This window comes from Pseudomonas sp., from assembly GCF_033723075.1.
Classification (GTDB): Bacteria; Pseudomonadota; Gammaproteobacteria; order Pseudomonadales; family Pseudomonadaceae; genus Aquipseudomonas.
On record NZ_JAWVXU010000017.1, the window covers coordinates 1 to 17,910 of the forward strand.

At 65.0% G+C, this 17,910-nt stretch carries 11 protein-coding genes and 1 pseudogene; 2 read left to right on the forward strand and 10 right to left on the reverse strand.

Annotated features, from left to right (window positions below; genetic code table 11):
* Positions 1-148, forward strand: a pseudogene (locus R3355_RS18700) (formyltetrahydrofolate deformylase); the annotation flags it as partial.
* A gap of 72 nt (positions 149-220) precedes the next feature.
* On the opposite strand, the gene R3355_RS18705 reads toward R3355_RS18700, so the two are convergent.
* From R3355_RS18705 to glaH, 9 genes are all read right to left on the reverse strand, one after another.
* Entirely contained in the window at positions 221-1,180 is a 960-nt protein-coding gene (locus R3355_RS18705; RefSeq protein WP_318962571.1) for a helix-turn-helix domain-containing protein, read from the reverse strand.
* 96 nt (positions 1,181-1,276) lie between these two features.
* On the reverse strand, positions 1,277-3,367 hold the full coding sequence (locus tag R3355_RS18710) for a hydantoinase/oxoprolinase family protein (protein WP_318962572.1): 2,091 nt from the start codon (positions 3,365-3,367) through the stop codon (positions 1,277-1,279).
* 20 nt (positions 3,368-3,387) lie between these two features.
* Positions 3,388-5,133 (reverse strand): hydantoinase B/oxoprolinase family protein, encoded by a 1,746-nt coding sequence (locus R3355_RS18715; RefSeq protein ID WP_318962573.1) that lies wholly within the window; start codon positions 5,131-5,133, stop codon positions 3,388-3,390.
* Between the two features lie 339 nt (positions 5,134-5,472).
* The gene (locus tag R3355_RS18720) at positions 5,473-6,651 is read right to left on the reverse strand and encodes a porin (protein WP_318962574.1); all 1,179 of its coding nucleotides are present in this window, start codon (positions 6,649-6,651) and stop codon (positions 5,473-5,475) included.
* Positions 6,652-6,795: 144 nt separating this feature from the next.
* Positions 6,796-8,157, reverse strand: a complete 1,362-nt coding sequence (locus tag R3355_RS18725; RefSeq protein WP_318962576.1) for an allantoin permease — start codon at positions 8,155-8,157, stop codon at positions 6,796-6,798.
* A gap of 311 nt (positions 8,158-8,468) precedes the next feature.
* Positions 8,469-9,917 carry an NADP-dependent succinate-semialdehyde dehydrogenase gene (gene gabD, locus R3355_RS18730; RefSeq protein ID WP_318962578.1) on the reverse strand — a complete coding sequence of 483 codons (1,449 nt, stop codon included), beginning with the start codon at positions 9,915-9,917 and terminating at the stop codon, positions 8,469-8,471.
* Between the two features lie 76 nt (positions 9,918-9,993).
* Complete coding sequence (locus R3355_RS18735) at positions 9,994-11,361, reverse strand: aspartate aminotransferase family protein (protein ID WP_318962579.1); 1,368 nt, start codon at positions 11,359-11,361, stop codon at positions 9,994-9,996.
* A gap of 169 nt (positions 11,362-11,530) precedes the next feature.
* Positions 11,531-12,772 carry an L-2-hydroxyglutarate oxidase gene (lhgO, locus tag R3355_RS18740; RefSeq protein WP_318962581.1) on the reverse strand — a complete coding sequence of 414 codons (1,242 nt, stop codon included), beginning with the start codon at positions 12,770-12,772 and terminating at the stop codon, positions 11,531-11,533.
* 92 nt (positions 12,773-12,864) lie between these two features.
* The gene (gene glaH, locus R3355_RS18745; RefSeq protein ID WP_318962582.1) at positions 12,865-13,842 is read right to left on the reverse strand and encodes a glutarate dioxygenase GlaH; all 978 of its coding nucleotides are present in this window, start codon (positions 13,840-13,842) and stop codon (positions 12,865-12,867) included.
* Between the two features lie 169 nt (positions 13,843-14,011).
* Between glaH and csiR the strand changes: the two genes are divergently transcribed.
* Entirely contained in the window at positions 14,012-14,722 is a 711-nt protein-coding gene (csiR, locus tag R3355_RS18750; RefSeq protein ID WP_318950613.1) for a DNA-binding transcriptional regulator CsiR, read from the forward strand.
* Between the two features lie 212 nt (positions 14,723-14,934).
* Here the strand turns inward: csiR and R3355_RS18755 are convergent, their stop codons facing one another.
* Entirely contained in the window at positions 14,935-17,904 is a 2,970-nt protein-coding gene (locus tag R3355_RS18755) for an SPOR domain-containing protein (protein ID WP_318962583.1), read from the reverse strand.
* Positions 17,905-17,910 lie beyond the last annotated feature (6 nt).

The following is a 17,910-nucleotide window of genomic DNA, read 5'->3' on the forward strand; positions in this document are numbered from 1 at the left end:
GGAGTCGGTGGACCACGCCCACTACCCCGAAGACCTGGTCGCCAAGGGCCGCGACATCGAGTGCCAGACCCTGGCCAAGGCGATCGCCTACCACCTCGAACGGCGGGTGTTCCTCAACGCCAACCGCACCGTGGTGCTGCACGCCTGAATCCTAGGGTGCGTGGCCGCATAGGCTGTGCGCACCGATGATGAAGCGCGATGCCGGTGCGCACGGCGCACCCTACTTGGCGGACAGCCTTGCACGGACTTCGCTGGCGGTGCAGCCGAAGTGCTGGCGAAAGCTGCGGGTGAACTGCGCCTGGTCGCTGAAACCCCAGTGCAGCGCCAGTTCACCAATCGACAGGTGGCAGTGCGGGTCGTGCAGGCGCCGGTTGATGGCTTCCAGGCGCTGCAGGCGGATCCACTCGCCGAGGCTGTACGGGGTGCCGGTGAACAGCTTGTGCAGATAGCGCACCGACAGGCCGCAGGCGGCGGCGACCTGCTGCGGGGTCAGGTCGGACGAGCACAGGTGTTGCTCGACGTAGTGTTCGATGCGCTGCAGGTGCAGGGCGGCCAGGTTCGAGCTTTCGCTGTTGAGCACCCGTTCGTCCTGGCGCAGGGCCATCAGCAGGGTCGACAGGGCCTGTTCCAGCAGCATGTGGCGGGCGGCCTGGTCGCACTCGTCGAAGCGCGCCGCGCACATCGCCAACTGGTCGACGAAGATCCGCCCGAGGCTGCGCTTGGCATCGAAGCAGAAGCGCGTATAGCGCTCGGCGCCGCGTAGCTGGCCATGCAGGGCGCGTTCGGGCAGCTTGAAAACCCAGAGGTCGTTATCGCTGGCGTAGTGGAAACGGTAGGGCGCATCGCCGCGCTCGAAGATGAAACCGCCGGGCTGGCAGTGCAGTTCGCGGCCGTCCTGCTCGAAATGTACTTCGGCGCGACGCGGCACTGTGACCAGGTAGCAGGCTTCGCGGTCGTCGCTGACCTGGGCCTTGCTGCGCGAGTAGCCGAGCTGGCTCGAGCGCAGGCGCGACAAGGTCAGGGAGGTGCTGTTGGTTTCCCAGATTCGCAGGCTGCCGCTGAAACTGGCGTTGGGGGCGAATTCCAGCGACAGCGGGAAATAGGTGCTGCCGATCGCCTCGGCCCAGCGCGGTTGGCGTTCACTGTCGGGCCAATAGCGAGTGGAGAGTTGGTGTGCCATGGCCGGCCCTCGTGTGTTGTTATTGTGAGGACGGCGCCGATCAGTAGAACTGCCGGCGCCGCTGATTTGCCATCATTTGCCAATGCTTACCAAGGGTCAATCGCCGGGTGTCAGCCGGTAGGTGGCCGAGGGCGCCAGGGTGGCCTGCCAGCCTGGAGGCACGACGATGTTGGTGGTCGCTTCCTCGATCACGCAGGGGCCCTGGATGGTCTGCCCAGCCTGCAACCGGTCGCCGTTGTACACCGGGGTGTCCTGCCAGTCGTCCTGGGCGCTGAACAGCATCGGCCGGTGACCGGCCGGGCTGGCCGCGGACGGTTCGGCCGGGATGACCAGCTCCGGCATGGGCGGCCGTTGCAGGCGGGCGATCACCGAGCACTCGAGGTTGACCAGCTCGATCGGGCTGTCCGGTTCGCTGTAGGAAAACAGCGCCTTGTGCCGCTGGTGGAAGGCTTCGCGCAGCGCCGCCAGACTGCTGCGGTCGAGTTGCTCGCAGCTCAGCTCGACGTTGCATTCGTGGATCTGCCCGAGGTAGCGAATCTCCAGGTTGTACTGGCAGTCGACCCGGTTGCCGGTGCTGAAACCGTCGTCGCGCAGGTTGGCCATGCCGCGCTCGCGCAGGTCGTGCAGGGCCAGGTTGAGCTGCTCGAGGTCGACGTGCGCATCATCCAGGCGCATCGGCAGGGTGGTCAGTTGGTCGTAGCGGATGTCCGAGAGGATCTGGCCGAAGGCGCACAAACCGGATGCCACCTTGGGGATCAGCACCACCTTGCTGCCGATTTCCTCGGCCAGGCGCATCACGTGCATGCCCGCCGCGCCACCGGCGCCGATCAGGGCGAAGTCGCGCGGGTCATAGCCGCGCTCCACCGACACCCGGCGGATGCCGCTGACCATGTTCAGGTTGACCAGGGTGATGATGCCGATCGCCGCGCGCTCGACGCTGATGCCCAGCGGTTCGGCGATCTTGCTCCGAATCGCGTTGATCGCGGCCTGGCGGTCGAGGCGGATGCTGCCGCCGAGCAATGCGCCGTCGGCCAGGTAGCCGAGCGCCAGGTTGGCGTCGGTCACGGTTGGCTCGCTGCCGCCCTTGCCGTAGCACACCGGGCCGGGCGTGGCGCCGGCGCTGCGCGGGCCGACCTGGAGCATGCCGAAGTCGTCGAGGTGGGCGATCGAACCGCCGCCGGCGCCGAGGGTTTCCACCTGGATCATCGGCACGCCGATGCGGTAGCGCAGGAAGTCGCTGTCCTTGCTGAAATTGGTGCGCCCGCCCTTGCTCAGGGTGATGTCGAACGAGGTGCCGCCCATGTCGACGGTGATCACGTTGTCGATGCCGAAGGGTTGCGCCACGCACAGACCGGCCTGCGGTGCCGAGGCGGGCCCGGAGTTGATCGCATTGACCGCGCGCTCGCGCATCACGGCACCGGGCGCCAGGCCGCCGTTGGACTGGAAGTAGCGGGTCGGCTGCTGCGCGCCCAGCTCCTCGAACAGCGCGTCGATGCGCTCGATATAGCGGCCCATCACCGGGCTCAGGTAGGCGTTGACCACGGTGGTGGAGGTGCGGGTGTATTCGCGGATCTGCGGGAACACCTCGTGGCCGCTGCAGACGAACACGTCCGGCAGGGCAGCGCGGACCATTTGCATGGCGCGCTGTTCGTGGCTCGGATTGCGCACCGACCAGACGAAGGAGATCGCCACCGCCTGCACCTGTTGCTCGCGGAAGTAGTCGATGGCGGCCAGGATCGCCGCCTCGTCCAGCGGGCTGTACTCGCGGCCGTCGCTGAGCACGCGCCCGCCGATCGGCCGGCGCAGGTGGCGCGGCACCAGCATGTACGCCGGCGGATAGGTGGCGTCGTAGCGGTGGCCGTCTTCCTTGTGGCCGAGGCGGATTTCCAGGCTGTCCTCGTGGCCGTCGGTGCACAGCAGGCCGACCTTGACCCCGGTCTTCTCGATCAGCGCGTTGAGCGCCACCGTGGTGCCGTTGATGCACAGATCGCAGTCGGCAATGATCTCGGCCGGGCTGCGGCCGATGGCATCGGCGATCTGCGCCAGGCCGTTGCGGATCGCCAGGGTGCCGTCATGCGGGGTGGATGGCGCCTTGAACAGCTGCACGTTGCCGTTGCGGTCGGCGAGGATGAAATCGGTGAAGGTGCCGCCGGCGTCGATGCCCAGGCGATATTGTTGCTTAGTCATGCTCTGATCCTCTGCTGTGCTCATTGCGCGGCGCGCTGGGCGCGGGTGGCGGCTTCGTCGAGTTGGCCCTGGCTGTCGATGACCACGCCGTATTCCAGGCGCGCGCCTTCGCGCGAAACCAGGCCATTGCGCACATCGGCCAGTACCGCGGCCAGCGGCCGGCGCAGCGGGTCGCCATAGCCACCGCCGCCCGGGTTGACGTTGATCACCCGTTCGCCCGGCTGGGCGGTCAGCAGGGTGTTCTGGATGTAGTGGGTTTCCTCGCCGTCGGCATGCCGGTGGATCAGGCGGCCGAGCTTGGGCTCGAGCAGCACGTTCTTCGCCCCGGCCGCACCGGCAGTCGGCAGTTGGCGGCCTTCGCCGAAACCGACCACGGTCATGGCGTGTTCGAGCGGTTCGATTTCCAGGCGGGTGCCGGAGCCGCCGCGGAATTCGCCGGCGCCGCCACTATCGGCCATCAGGCTGTAGCGGTGGATCAGGATCGGGTAGGAATACTCCAGCAGCTCGATATCGCCGGACATCAGCGCGCCGAAGCAGCACAGCGGGCCGCAGGCTGGCCAGCCGTCCATGGCCTGGTTGGCGCCGGCGCCGGAGATGATCGAGGCGAGGACCATGGTCACGTATTCGTCGTTGCCGTTGCGCGGGTCGTGGCCGGCGATGTTGATCCCGCTGGCATGCCCCCAGGAGGCGGTCACCCGCTCCGGTGCGGCCTGCTCCAGGGCCAGGCGTACGGCGTCGGCAAGGGTTTCCATCGGCGTGGTGGTGCTGTTGACGTGCGGCGCCGGTTCCTGGGCGTTGCACAGCGTGCCGGGTGGGCCGAGGTCGACACTGATGCAGCGGTACAGGCCTTCGTTATAGGGCGGTGGCACCTGGGCGAACATCATCAGGCCGAGGTAGACGCCGGAGATCGAGTTGCCCTCGTAGGAGTTGATGAAGTAGGGCACCTGGGGCGGGCTCTCGATCAGCACATGGGCTTGGTCGCCACGGATTTCCACCCGCGCGGTGATTGACAGTTCGCCCAGGCCGTGGCCGGAGTCTTCGAGTACCGCGGTACCCGAGTAGCAGCCGTCCGGTACCTCGCGCAGCAGGGCGCGCATGTGGCGGTCGGCCATGTCCTTGAGTTCGCCGATGCAGGCGCGCACCTGCTCGACGCCATAGCGCTCGAGCAGCTCGATCAGGTGACGTTCGCCGACGCTGCAGGCGCCGTACTGGGCATTCAGGTCGCCTTCCTGGTAGGCGCGGGCGCGCATGTTGGTCAGCAGCAGGTTGACTACGTCCTCGCGGCGCTTGCCCTGGGCCCACAGCTTGACCGGTGGGATGCGCAGGCCTTCGGCGTAGATTTCCTTGGCATCCGGGTTGTAGCCGGCCGGCACCGGGCCACCGATGTCGGTGAGGTGGCCCTTGCAGACGGTCCAGAACACCAGTTCGCCCTGGTAGAACACCGGCTTGTACATGCAGCAGTCGAGGATGTGACTGCCCTTGTAGGCCGGGTCGTTGTGATAGATGACGTCGCCCTCGGCGATGTCATCGCCGAAGAAGCCGGCCACGCATTTCATCGCCGGGATCAGCGAGCCGAGGTGGATCGGGATGTCCTGGCCTTGTAGGATCATTTCCGGGAGATGGTCGAAGAGGGCGTTGGAATAGTCGTGGGCGAGGTTGAACACGCTCGAACGACTGGTCTTTTCCAGCGTCAGGGTCATTTCTCGCTGGGCGGTTTCGAGCGCACCGCGCACGACTGCCAGGGTGATCGGATCTACTGTGTTCATGGGTCACCACAAATCTTGTTTTTGTCCGGGTGAGGGCCGTGACGGATGTCTTGCCCACGTCACTAAAGCTACGCGCCGGCCTGGCGCCTGGCTTGTCGCCGGGTGCACCGTTTATTGGCGTGCAGTGCACTGTCCGCGCGGGATCAGGCGGCGGTGCGGGTGGGGTGTTCTCCTGCAAAAGCAGCCTGCCACGTGCCCGGTTCGGGTAGGGTGCGCCGTGCGCACCGCTGACAGCCTGCACGGCGGCGTCACCCCATCCGAGCTGGGTCCAGGTCACAAAAAAGGCCAGCACTAGGCTGGCCAAGACAGGAACGTGAGCATTCGTCCTGTGAGATGTCCTTAGAAGTAGTAACCGATGTTGGTGTACAGCTGGTTCTCCCAGCGGTCGCTGCCGCCGGCGCCCAGGCTCTGGGTGTAGCTACCACCGCCGATATAGGGGTCGTGCTTGCCGTGCAGCCATTCGACGGCGATCCACAGGTCTTTCAGCGAGAAGGAGGTGCCGAGGATCAAGCGCTGGGAATCCTCGAAACTGGACTCGTCCTTGTCGAACAGGCTGTAGTTGCCATAGACCTTGGCCCCGGAGAACCAGCCGAAGGTGCCGGCAATGTCGTAGCTGAGGTCGGCCACGTACAGATCGCCCTTGGCCGCGACGTTGAAAGTGCCGTCGAAACTGCCGAAGCTGACCAGTTCGTCGCTGCCGGGGTTTTCCGGCGTCATCTCCTGGCGGGTGGCCTGCAGTTGCACGCCCCAGGGGCCGTTCTTGCCCAGGTAGTGCACGGCCAGGGCGTTGCGTCGGCCGCTGTCGCCGGTGTCCTGGTTTTCCAGCGACGAGGTCAGCAGCGAGGCGCCGATCTCCGATTGCCAGGCACCGAGCTTGAGGTTGCGCGCCAGGCGTCCGACCAGGATATCGCGCTCGTGGTTGTCGCTGCCATCGACCACATAGTCGTCGGCCGTGGCGACGCTGGTGGCATAGGTCCGGCCGCCGCGGCTGGTGCCCTGGCCCTGGTCGGCGGGGCGTAGGTAGTAGCCGAGCTGGAGGTTCCAGTCACCCTGCTGCTGGATGTATTTGACGCCCAGATCCTGGATGTCTTCGAGGCCGATGACGTTGCCCAGCGACTCGAAGAAGGTGCTGCCGAAGTAAGGCTGCAGGCCAAAGGGGATCTTGTTCAGGCCGACCTGGAGCTGGCGCGACTCGTCGAACTTGTAGCCGATCCAGGCGTATTCGGCGAAGGAGATATCGCCGATCTTGTCGGTGTAGTCGTAGGGATAGGCATCGCCGTAGAAGCGGTACTTGGCCGCGCCTATCCAGCTGTCGGAGTTGTAGCTGGCGGTGAGGAAGGCGGTATCGAAGCTGAGCTTCTCGATGTCGCGGTCGGGGTCGTAGTCGACGCGCGCGCGCACCGCGCCGCCGATATCGAGGTTGTCGTTGATCGCGACCGCGCCGGCCGGCAGGGCGATGACTGCCAGCAGCGGCAGGGCGCCGAGGGCGGGGAGGGTGCGGTGGTTGAACAGGTTCATGGAGCTACTCCTTTGCGTTATCTGTCTTGTTTTTTTGCAGCGCAGCGCCAAGCCGCGGCGGGGTGCCGAGGCTTGCGCTGAATCGGTGAGTTCGCTGCCGCGAGCGGCCAGGGCAAGCCCCGGCAGCTATGGACGAGCGTGGTGTCAGCTGCAGCTGGCGCGGATGAACCAGCTGCGTTTGGCGTTGCCCAGCAGCAGCCAATAGGCGCCGAAGGCGCTGATGAAGGTCACCGGCGCCGAGTAGGACGCCAGCGCCGCACCGTCGACGTTGAGCAGGACGATGCCCAGGCCGGCGGCGAAGAACCAGGCGGTCAGGCCGCAGGGGTTGAACGAGGTGACGCGATCCGGCTGGTACTCCAGCTTGCCGTCGAACAGCTGGTCGTACTTCGGCGAGAAGATGTGGGCCAGGGCGATCGCCACCCAGGCCACTACGAAGATGCTCTGGTAGGCCAGGGCTTGCAGGATGTAGCTGAACACGTTGAGCAGCATCAGGGCGTACACCACCATGCCGACCACCACGGCCCAGACCATGTAAGGCACGCCGGCCAGGCCAAAGCGGCTGAAGAAGGCCTGCATGTTGCTGGCCGCCATGAAGAAGTTGGCGGTGTTGATGCGGGTCTGGCTGACCCAGACGAACAGCAGGCCCCAGATGCCCATCAGCTCGACGATGGCGAGCACCACCGAGACCTCCGAGAGACCACCCTGAGTCGGGATGGTCGCGGCGAGGAAGATGCCGACCAGACCGTTGATCAGGAAGGTGAAGATGTAGAACGGCAGGCCGAAGTTGAAGCTGGCGTGGTAGCCGGCATCTTCCTGGCGGCCGAAGCGGGCATAGTCCCAGGTGTACATCATGAGAATCCAGACGCCCATGAAGTAGGTGAAACAGTCCCACCAGCCATTGCTCACCGGCCCGCTCTCAGGCCCCATTTCCAGCCAGGCGGAGCTGTAGCCGTATTCGCCGACCGCCATTACCACCACGGCGATCAGGCCGAGCAGGTAGAGCGGCAGCAGCACGCCGTTGAACTTGTCCAGCCAGGTCTGCACGCTGCCGAACACCAGCGGCACGCTGTACAGCACCACCAGCAGGTAGGCCTGGTTGAGCGTGAGGCCGGACACATAGTTGTGGATGGCGATGGCGATCACCGAGCCTTCGAACACGCTGTAGTAGATCGCGGTGGCGAAGAAGATCAGGGTGGCCAGCGCCGCGCCGGTACGGCCGAACAGCACGCGGGAGAACAGGGCGACCGACAGCCCGGTCTTGATTGCATAACGGGCGATGACGCCGTTGATGGCCGCATAGGTGATAACGGACAACAGCAGGCCGATGATGGCGTTCTGCGTGCCGAAGTTCATCGCCAGGGTGGCGGACACCACCAGCCAGAACATGGCGCTGCAGATGGCCCACCAGGCCATGGTTAGCGAACCTTTGCTCATGCGTTGATTGTCGGGGACCGCCACGAGGGCGCAGTCGGCGCTGTCGCCGTGCTTCTTGATATTTCCGGCCATGACTCTTCTCTTGTTGTTGTGCGAGGGGGTGGAGTCATGATGGTAGGGAGGCGGGCGGATAAAGAATTGCTGCTGGCGGCCCTGTCTTTTGTCATCCAGTGAACTGGCTGTGTCGCCGCCCAGGGTGTGCCGGAAAAACTGTAGGGTGCGCCGTGCGCACCAAGGTGAAAGGAGCAAGTGCGTAACCAGGATGCAATTTGGGAAAGTCTGGTACCTGAATAACCGCTCCCGGATTGCATCCGGGCTACAAAAAATGCTGCTCACCTGGTCAGGTGAGCAGCATCGCGGGTGAAGCCGTGACCAAGGTCAGCTCAGATACCGAGGCACAGGTACTTCAGTTCGAGGTAGTCCTCGATGCCGTACTTGGAGCCCTCGCGGCCCAGGCCGGACGCCTTGACCCCGCCGAACGGCGCCACTTCGGTGGAGATCACCCCGGTGTTGATACCGACCATGCCGTACTCCAGCGCTTCCGCCACGCGGAACACCCGACCCAGGTCACGAGCATAGAAGTAGGAGGCCAGGCCGAACTCGGTGTCGTTGGCCATGGCGATCACCTCGGCCTCGTCCTGGAAGCGGAACAGCGGCGCCAGCGGGCCGAAGGTCTCTTCCTTGGCCACGGCGGCATGCTTCGGCACGTCGACCAGGATGGTTGGCTCGAAGAAGCTGCCGCCGAGGCTGTGCGGCTTGCCGCCGGCCACCAGCCTGGCGCCTTTGCCGAGGGCGTCGGCGATGTGTTCCTGGACCTTGGCCACCGCCTTGGCGTCGATCAGCGGGCCGGTGGTGGTGCCGTGTTCCAGGCCGTTGCCGATCTTCAGCTTGGCCACGGCCGCTATCAGCTTGTCGACGAAGGCATCGTACACACCGTCCTGGATATACAGGCGGTTGGCGCACACGCAGGTCTGGCCGTTGTTGCGGTACTTGGAGATCAGCGCGCCTTCCACGGCGGCATCCAGGTCGGCGTCGTCGAAGACGATGAACGGCGCGTTGCCGCCCAGCTCCAGGGACACCTTCTTGATATCCTGGGCGCATTCGGCCATCAGCTGGCGACCGATTTCGGTGGAGCCGGTGAAGGTCAGCTTGCGCACGATCGGGTTGCCGGTCAGCTCGCTGCCGACTTCGCCGGCGCTGCCGGTGACCACGCTGAACACGCCGGGCGGAATCCCGGCCTTTTCCGCGAGAGCCGCCAGCGCCAGGGCGGAATACGGCGTCTGCGAAGCGGGCTTGAGCACCATGGTGCAGCCGGCGGCCAGGGCCGGACCGGCTTTACGGGTGATCATCGCCGAGGGGAAGTTCCACGGGGTGATGGCCGCGGTGACGCCGATCGGCTGCTTGAGCACGATGATGCGCTTGTCCGGCTGGTGGCCGGGAATGGTGTCGCCATAGATGCGCTTGGCTTCTTCGGCGAACCACTCGAGGAAGGAGGCGGCGTAGGCAATTTCGCCCTTGGCTTCGCTCAGCGGCTTGCCCTGTTCGATGGTCATCAGGCGGCCGAGGTCGTCCTGGTTTTCCATCATCAGCTCGAACCAGCAGCGCAGCTTACTCGCCCGTTCCTTGGCGGTCAGTGCGCTCCAGGCCGGCAGGGCGCGCTCGGCAGCCTCAATGGCGCGACGGGTTTCCGCACGGCCCATCTTCGGTACCGAACCGATGATCTCGCCGCTGGCCGGGTTGTTCACGGCGATGGTCTGGCCACTGTCGGCGTCGAGCCATACCCCGTCGATATAGGCTTGCTGGCGAAACAGGTGGGCGTCTTTCAGTTGCATGGCGGGCTCCGGTTGTCGGTGGCTGCGGTCTATTGTTGTAGTCGCTTCGATAGGCAGGCCTGCGGCCTGCCCGGGTTCAGCGGATCCATTGGCTGGTGTCGTCGAGGGCCTTGGCGAAGCGCTGCAGGATCAGGCCGATCTCCGCTTCGCTGACGATCAGCGGCGGGCAGAAGGCCACGGCATCGCCCATGGCGCGGGTGATCATGCCGTGCTCCTGAGCCCGGGCGGCCATGTGCCGGCCGAGGGTGCCGAGGCTCTGGTACGGCGCCTTGCTGGCGCGATCGCTGACCAGTTCGACCGCGGCGATCAGGCCGCAGCCGCGGATCTCGCCGACCAGCGGGTGGTCGGCAAACTGCTGCAGGCCGCTGTGCAGCAGCTGGCCCATCTGTGCGGCGTGTTCGACCAGGCACTCTTCTTCGATGATCTTGAGGTTTTCCAGGGCCACCGCGGTGGCCACCGGATGGCCGCTGCCGGTGAAGCCGTGGCCGAGGGTGCCGAGGTTCTGGCTCTGGTCGGCGATGCCCTGGAACACCCGGTCGTTGATCAGGATCGCGGCGATCGGCTGGTAGGAGGACGACAGCTGCTTGGACAGCACCATGATGTCCGGCTGGATGCCGAAGGTCTGGCTGCCGAACATCTGCCCGGTCCTGCCGAAGCCGCAGATGACTTCGTCGGCGATCACCAGGATGTCGTGGCGGCGGCAGACCCGCTGGATCTTCTCCCAGTAGGTGCGCGGCGGCACTATCACACCGCCGGCGCCCATCAGTGGTTCGCCGATGAAGGCGGCAATGGTCTCCGGGCCTTCGGCGAGGATCTTCTGTTCCAGTTCGGCGGCCAGGCGGTCGGCGAACTGCTCCTCGCTCTCGCCGGGCTGGGCGCAGCGGTAATGGTGCGGGCAGCCGACATGCAGGAAGCCCGGCAGCGGCAGGTCGAAGCCGCGCTGGTTGCCGGGCAGGCCGGTCAGGCTGGCGCTGGCCACGGTGATGCCGTGGTAGCCGTTGACCCGGCTGATGAACTTCTTCTTGGCCGGTCTGCCAAGGGCGTTGTTCAGGTACCAGACCATCTTGACCACGGTGTCGTTGGCTTCGGAGCCGGAGTTGGTGAAGAACACCTTGCTCATCGGCACCGGCGCCATCTCGATCAGTTTTTCGGCCAGCTCGATGCTCGGCCGGTGCGACTTGTGGCTGAACAGGTGATAGAACGGCAGGCTGCGCAGTTGCTGCTCGGCGGCGGCGATCAGGCGCTGGTTGCTGAAGCCCAGCGCCGCACTCCACAGGCCGGACATGGCCTCGATGTAGCCCTTGCCCTGGTCGTCATACACATAGATGCCTTCGCCGCGTTCGATGATCAACGGGCCGACCTCCTGGTGCAGGCGGGCATTGGTGTAGGGATGCAGTTGGTACTGGATGTCTTTTTCCGGCAACGAGGAAACTGGCTGGTTCATGGCACGCTCTCGAGGTGAGTGGCCAGGCGCGGCTGGCCTGGCGATCAAGTGGTTTGGTTGTTCTTATGAGTGCCCGCGGGCAGGCGCATGAGCCACAGGCTACGTGGCGGAAGGGGCGCCTGGATTGTCGCTGGGTGCAGCGTTTTTTCGCTCCTGGTGTACTGCCGGCCTAGGCGTGTGCCGCCGGTTCTTGCCGGGTCTTGTTGAAACCCGGCAGGGCCAGCAGTTGCGCGTCGACCTGTTCGATGATGTAGGCGCCGATCGGCAGCGCCGAGGTCGCCGCCGGCGACGGGGCGTTGCAGACGTTGACGCTGCGTCGGGTGTTGCGGAACAGGAAGTCCTCGATCAGCTTGCCGTCCCTGGACACCGCCTGGGCGCGCACCCCGGCCGGGTAGGGCTGCAGATCCTTGACGGTGAGGCTGGGGCAGTACTTGCGCACTTGCTGCAGATAGCCGCGCTTGAACAGCGAGTTCTTCATCTCGCTCAGGCCGGGGCGCAGGTTGTCGCGCAGCACCTTGCGGATGCCCGGGTCGCCGAGCATGGCCAGGGTGTCGGCCAGGGAGAAATCGCGCTTGCGGTAGCCCTCGCGCTTGAGTGCCAGCACCGCGTTCGGGCCGACGGTGACGCTGCCGTCGATCATGCGGGTCAGGTGCACGCCGAGGAACGGCATGGACGGATCCGGGATCGGGTAGATCAGGTGGTTGACGATGCGGTTGTGCTGTTCCGGCAGGCGATAGTATTCGCCGCGGAAGGGGCAGATGCTGAAACCCGGATCGAGCCCGAGCAGGCGCACCATGCGGTCGGCCATCAGCCCCGAGCAGGTGATCATCAGGCGGCAGCTGAAGTCGCCGGTCGCGGTCTGCACCAGCATTTCCGTGGGGCGCTCCTGCAGGCCGACGACCTCGCAGGCATAGCGGATTTCGCCGCCGCGCTGCTGGAACTCTCGGGCCATGGCGGCGGTGACCTCGGCATAGTCGACGATGCCGCTGGAGGGCACGAATATGCCGCCGATGCCGCTGATGTTCGGTTCACTCTCACGCAACTCGCCGGCGCTCAGCCAGTGCCGCTCCAGGCCATTGGCCGCGGTGCGTTGCCACAGCGCCTGCATGCGCTGCATTTCCAGTTCATTGGTCGCCACCAGCAGCTTGCCGCAGGCGTCGTAGCGAATGCCCTGCTGATCGCAGAAGGCCTTGGTCGCGCGGTTGCCCTCCAGGCAGAACCTGGATTTCAGGCTGCCCGGCGTGTAATACACGCCGGCGTGGATGACGCCGCTGTTGTGGCCGGTCTGGTGCATGGCCGGCGCCGTTTCCTTCTCCAGCAGCAGCATGCGGCTGTCGGGATAGGCCTGGATCAGCTGCATGGCGGTGGACATGCCGATGATGCCGCCGCCGATGATGATGAAGTCGTACATGCCGTTGCCTGCGATCTTGGGGTGGTTGTCCGAGAGTGCCGGCCTTGCGGCCGGCAGGCTCCCGACAGAACAGCGGGGTGACGGGCGCCGATTCACTGGCGCGGGTTGCGCAGCACCTTGGCGTGGGTGAAGTAGCCGCGCTGGCGCATCAGTTCCCGGCGCAGGCCGGGGTGGGCGGTGAAGCGGTCGCGGCCGTGCAGCCAGAAGTGGTTGTTGATCAGCAGGAAGCTGCCCACCGGCACCGGGACCGACAGCTTGTGCTGGCTGGTTTCCAGCGATTCGCACAGATCGGTCAGCCAGTTGCCTTCCTCGAAGTTGCGTGGCTGCACGAACTGGTCGATGTAGCTGATGATCGGCCGGCCCTGGTTGTCGGTGTCGAACACCGCATGGAACACATCCTTGTCGACCTTCTTGCTCGGCGGCGCGGTCCAGCGCATGTCGCGCCGCGCCAGCGGGTGGCTGTTGAAGGCCTGCAACTGCTCCCAGTCATCCAGGTGCAGCAGCAGGGAATTGCCACCCTCCATGTGCTGCTCGTCGATCTTCATCATCAGCACGTAGTCGGTGTCCTGCTCGACGAAGGTGCCGTCGGTGTGCAGTTCCATCACCCGGTGCGGCTGGCGCAGGTAGCTGTCGGAGTTATCGACGTTCTCCACCACGAAGCGTGCGTAGTACTGGCCGCTCATGGCGTCGTAGTTGGAACGGCCGAACAGGTGGGCCACGGCCGTGGCCAGTTTCACCATGTCGTCGGCCTGCTCCACGCTATCCAGGCCGTGCGGGGTGATCAGCAAGCCACCGCTGTCGCGATCGACCAGGGTGTTGATCAGCAACGGCTGCAGGGTGCCTTCGCACAGTTCGTCGAGCAGCTTGGCCGCGCGGAAACGCAGGAACGACTTGTACTCCAGGGCCTGCACCGGCCATTCGGCCATGGCCGCGAGAAAGGCCTCGACCGTGGAGTGGCTGAAGGTCAGTTGCAGCAGGCGCGGCGAGTACTGGCTCGGGGCGAGGGTGAAACCCTTGAGCTCCTGCGGCAGCGGGACAACTAGATCTTTGACGGGAACAAAGCTGGTCATGGCGATTCTCCTGGGCGGGGAGTGCGGCGGTGTGGACGACGTAATGTCGATTAAGATTGAAAATATCGACATTTTAAAAATGTGTCAATAAAAGTGTGGCATGCGGATGCAAGCAGCTCTTGTCGATTGATTCGGTATGATGGCGGGGTATGCCAAAGGGGCTGTTCAGATGGAAGCACCAGTTTTTCGGGAAAACTTCGCCGTGCGTGGCTATGACGTGCTCAAGCGGGACATCATTCGCGGGCTGTTCAAGCCCGGCGAAAAGCTGCTGATGAGCGGTTTGAAGGAGCGCTACGGGCTGGGCGTCGGACCGTTGCGCGAGGCCTTGTCACAGCTGGTGGCCGAGCGCCTGGTGGTCGCCATCAGCCAGCGCGGCTATCGGGTCGCGCCCATGTCGCTGAGTGAGTTGGCGGACATCTACGACGCCCGCGCCAACCTCGAGGCCATGCTCCTGACCCTGGCGATCGAGCGCGGCGACGACAGCTGGGAAGCGGAAATCCTCGCCCGCGCACACACCCTGGGCAAGGTCGTCGAAGTGCGCAACGCCGAAGAAATGCTCAGCCTCTGGGATGCCCGGCACAAGGCCTTCCACGAGGCCATAGTGGCGGGCTGTGGCTCGCCGCACCTGTTACAGGTGCGTGCGTCGCTGTTCGATCAGGCCGAGCGCTATCGCCACCTCTGGTTGCAGCACACGGTATTTTCCGAACAGGCATTGCAGGCCAAGCGGCATGAGCATGCGGTGCTGGTCGAGGCGATCCTGGCGCGCGATGCTGAACGGGCCAGCCGCATCATGCGCGAGCACCTGCTCGGCCCGGTGCCGATCATCAGCGAACTGATGCAGGCGCAGGGGCTGGCGGGCCAGCAGGCCAGATCGGCATAGCGCACCGCCTAGCGGCAGGCGGCAGAATTTCCCCCTTTCTAGCCTTCCGCTGGCGCCTCTGGCACGAGAGCGGTCTCGCGCCAGCTACCGCCGAGCGCCTGGTGCAGGTTCACTACGCAAGTCGGCGCTCAGGTCGCCAGGTCGTCGAGGCTGTCGGGCAACGCGGTGGTTTGACGGCGACTCGCAGATGGGGCTCCGGCCAGTTCGGCATGTCACTGTATTTCAGCGTACTGCCGCAGCCAGGGTGAGGCGGTGGCCAGGGCCGGGGGGAGTTGTTGCAGTGCGGCCCGGGCCTGCCGGTCGCTGGTAAAGCTGCCATAGACGACCGAGTACCAGGGCGAGCCGCGGTGCTGGCTGCGAAAGTAAGCCGCTGTATCCGTCAGGTCATGGCGCTCGATGTAGTCTTGTACCGCTGCTTCTGAGCTTGCCGCCATCAGCTGGATAGTGAAATTCGTAGCGGGTTGCCCCTGCACCCAGGATTCGCTGTGCAGCCGCGCTTGACCCCTGGGTTGTGCCGCACCCTGGGGATTTCGCGGTGCGGGCCGGATCGGCTGCGACTCTGACAGAGGCTGAATTATCAGATCCATACCGCTGATAAAGGCGCCGTCGCCCGACACGCTCAGTTGGCGGCTGCCCGTCGTGTCCGTCAGGCCCAGACGCTGCAGTTGTTGGGGGGAGATTCTCAACCGGTAATCCCCTGCGACCACCCCGGTGACGATATAGAAGCCGTCCCAGCTGCTGGTTGCCTCGGCCACTGTCTCCTGCTGGTCGTTCAGCAGTTCCAGCTTCAGGTCGCCGATACCGCGCTCGACACCGCTCTCCAGAAGGTAAACCGTGCCGTCGATCTCCGTGGTCATGCGCACCGGAAACTCCAGGCGGGCCACGCCACCCGGGCGTGGCAGCAGGCGCATACCGCCGATCTCCGGCGCCCATTGCGGGTCGATCAGCGTCGCGGTGTCTACCCCGATGTCGACATATTGCCTGACCGGCAAGTGATCGATGTGGGCAATGCCGGCTGCATCCGTGCGGGCCTGATGCCTGCCGCCGTTGACCGTGAAGCCTGCCCCCGGCAGCGGCTCTTCGCCCGGGTCCATCACGCCGTTGTTGTTGTCATCGAGGAACATGCGTACCGACGCCGCGCCGCTGTTGGCCATGGGCCGGGCGTCGAACAGCCAGTCGGAGCGGCGCGGATCCCGGCCCATGGCGATAAAGAATTGAGCGCCGACGACGATCTCGCCGGTGTCCAGATAGCTGGCATTGACGCCCAGCCCGTAGCGGCCCAGGCTTTTGGTAAAGCCAGCGCTGTACTGCGTTTGCGGTGACTCGAAGGCGTGCGCCACGCCCAGGGTCAGGCGGTAGCCGTCTGCCAGGTATTTATCGGCGGAGAGTGCCAGCGTCGAGATATCCCCGCCGGAACCCAGGGTGTAATCGACCTGGCCGCGTAAACCCATATCGCGCACACGGCGGCTGATCTGCAGGCTGCCCAAGGCCTGCTCGACGTCGCCGGAGGCGCGCCAGCTCAGGGTGTTGGTGAGCGCCGTGTGGTAGATGTAGGCGGAAATACGGGCGCTGACATCGGTATCGGTCATGCCGGACTCCCGTTCGTCCCGCGTTGCCGTCAGGGCCACCGGCAGGCGCGAGCGCGACCCTAGCGGCACGGAACTGCTGAGCCGGAGTTCGTCGCGGGTGCGAATGGGGTCGCTATAGTCGAGAAACACCTCGCTGTTGAAATCGTTCAGCTGTGTGCGGCTGGCATCCACCGCCACGCCGCGGATGCGGGTCTGTAAGCCGAGCTCGGCCAGCGAGCCGCCGTCCTGCGCCTGGACAAAGTCACCGCTGATACTCATGGCCTGCCAGAATGTGCGTAGCCCAAAGGTCGAGTACTGTTCGTCCACGCTACCGGCCGGTGCGCGGATGAATCCGGCCGATGCGGACAACGAACGCGTGAGGCCCAGGTCGAACTGGCTAATAGAGCGCGCTTGCCCGTCGTCATCGCGGTGCTCGGTAAGGCTGTACTGGAACTCGCCGGGCTTAACCATGGATTGATCCAGGGAGAAACTCTGCTGTTCCACCCGGGTCTGGCCCAGCGGACCGTTGAAGACCAGGCGGAAGTCATTGCGGCCATAACTCAGCGGCTGGTCTTCGAATCGATAACGACCCTCGGCGTCGGCCCGCTGGAACTCAATCAGGGCATCGTTGTAATAAAGCTCCACGTCCCAGCCCGGCGGTAGATCCCCTTCAAAGGTTTGACGGTCAAAGCTGGTTGGCCGTGTCAGCGGACGATTGCTCAGGCTCACGCCCTCGCCACTGCTACCTCGGCTGATATTTTCTACACTCGGCGTCGAGAGACTACCGAAACTGAAAGAGCGGGCATGCAGTGGGCCCAGCAGGTTGCCGGCGGGGTCGTGGCGGCCGAACGTGGCCCGCACATCGGGGCTCGGCTCCTGTTTGCTGCTGGAGAAATACAACGATGACTCCATGCCCAGCAGGTCGCCGGTGAGAAAGGCCGTGTAGCGCGCGTCGGTCTGGGTGCTTGCATCGTTCTTGCGCAGTTCGGTGGCGAAGGTCTGATCCACAAAAGGCATGCCCAGCAGCCGGTAAGGCTGCTCATGATGCGGATAGCCGGGATCCTGATAACCACTGCCCATGCCCACCTGCTCGCCGAGGTGTTCGCGCTTGAGGCGGGACTGCAAGGGCAGGGGTTCGAGAGCTTGAACGCGCAGGGAGAGGCTGGAATGGTCGATCTCGAGCTCAAGCGGTAGCCAGCGCTCGAGCAGGGATTCGGCCACATACAAATCATCCGGCTCGACCCGCACCAGCGCCGGATCGAACGTCTCGCCGATCCCGGCCCGGGTAACCCTGGCTTCGCCCAGGTTCAGGCTGAACGCGCGGTCTTCGTTGAGGATAAAGCCGCTGGCGGTGCCTTTTGCGGGCTGGGTCTGGATCGCAATGGTCAGCAGCCTGACCAGCTCACCCAAAGGCAGCAGGGTATGCTCGCCGACATCATAGGCGGGGATGGCGCTGGACAGTATCGACTGATCCAGGCGCACCTCGAGCAGCAGGAAAGTCGCCTCCGGGTCATGCTCCTGGGCCAGCAAAGCCCCGCTAAGGACGAGGCCAGCGAGGATCAGCAACAGCGCGACCAGCCGGCGCGTCCAGTGGCCGGCTGCTGCCGACGTCACGTCGGA

Coding starts and splice junctions, on each gene's coding strand:
- R3355_RS18705 (WP_318962571.1), bottom strand. CDS start 1,180: ATGGCACACCAACTCTCCACTCGCTATTGGCCCGACAGTGAACGCCAA.
- R3355_RS18710 (WP_318962572.1), bottom strand. CDS start 3,367: ATGACTAAGCAACAATATCGCCTGGGCATCGACGCCGGCGGCACCTTC.
- R3355_RS18715 (WP_318962573.1), bottom strand. CDS start 5,133: ATGAACACAGTAGATCCGATCACCCTGGCAGTCGTGCGCGGTGCGCTC.
- R3355_RS18720 (WP_318962574.1), bottom strand. CDS start 6,651: ATGAACCTGTTCAACCACCGCACCCTCCCCGCCCTCGGCGCCCTGCCG.
- R3355_RS18725 (WP_318962576.1), bottom strand. CDS start 8,157: ATGGCCGGAAATATCAAGAAGCACGGCGACAGCGCCGACTGCGCCCTC.
- gabD (WP_318962578.1), bottom strand. CDS start 9,917: ATGCAACTGAAAGACGCCCACCTGTTTCGCCAGCAAGCCTATATCGAC.
- R3355_RS18735 (WP_318962579.1), bottom strand. CDS start 11,361: ATGAACCAGCCAGTTTCCTCGTTGCCGGAAAAAGACATCCAGTACCAA.
- lhgO (WP_318962581.1), bottom strand. CDS start 12,772: ATGTACGACTTCATCATCATCGGCGGCGGCATCATCGGCATGTCCACC.
- glaH (WP_318962582.1), bottom strand. CDS start 13,842: ATGACCAGCTTTGTTCCCGTCAAAGATCTAGTTGTCCCGCTGCCGCAG.
- csiR (WP_318950613.1), top strand. CDS start 14,012: ATGGAAGCACCAGTTTTTCGGGAAAACTTCGCCGTGCGTGGCTATGAC.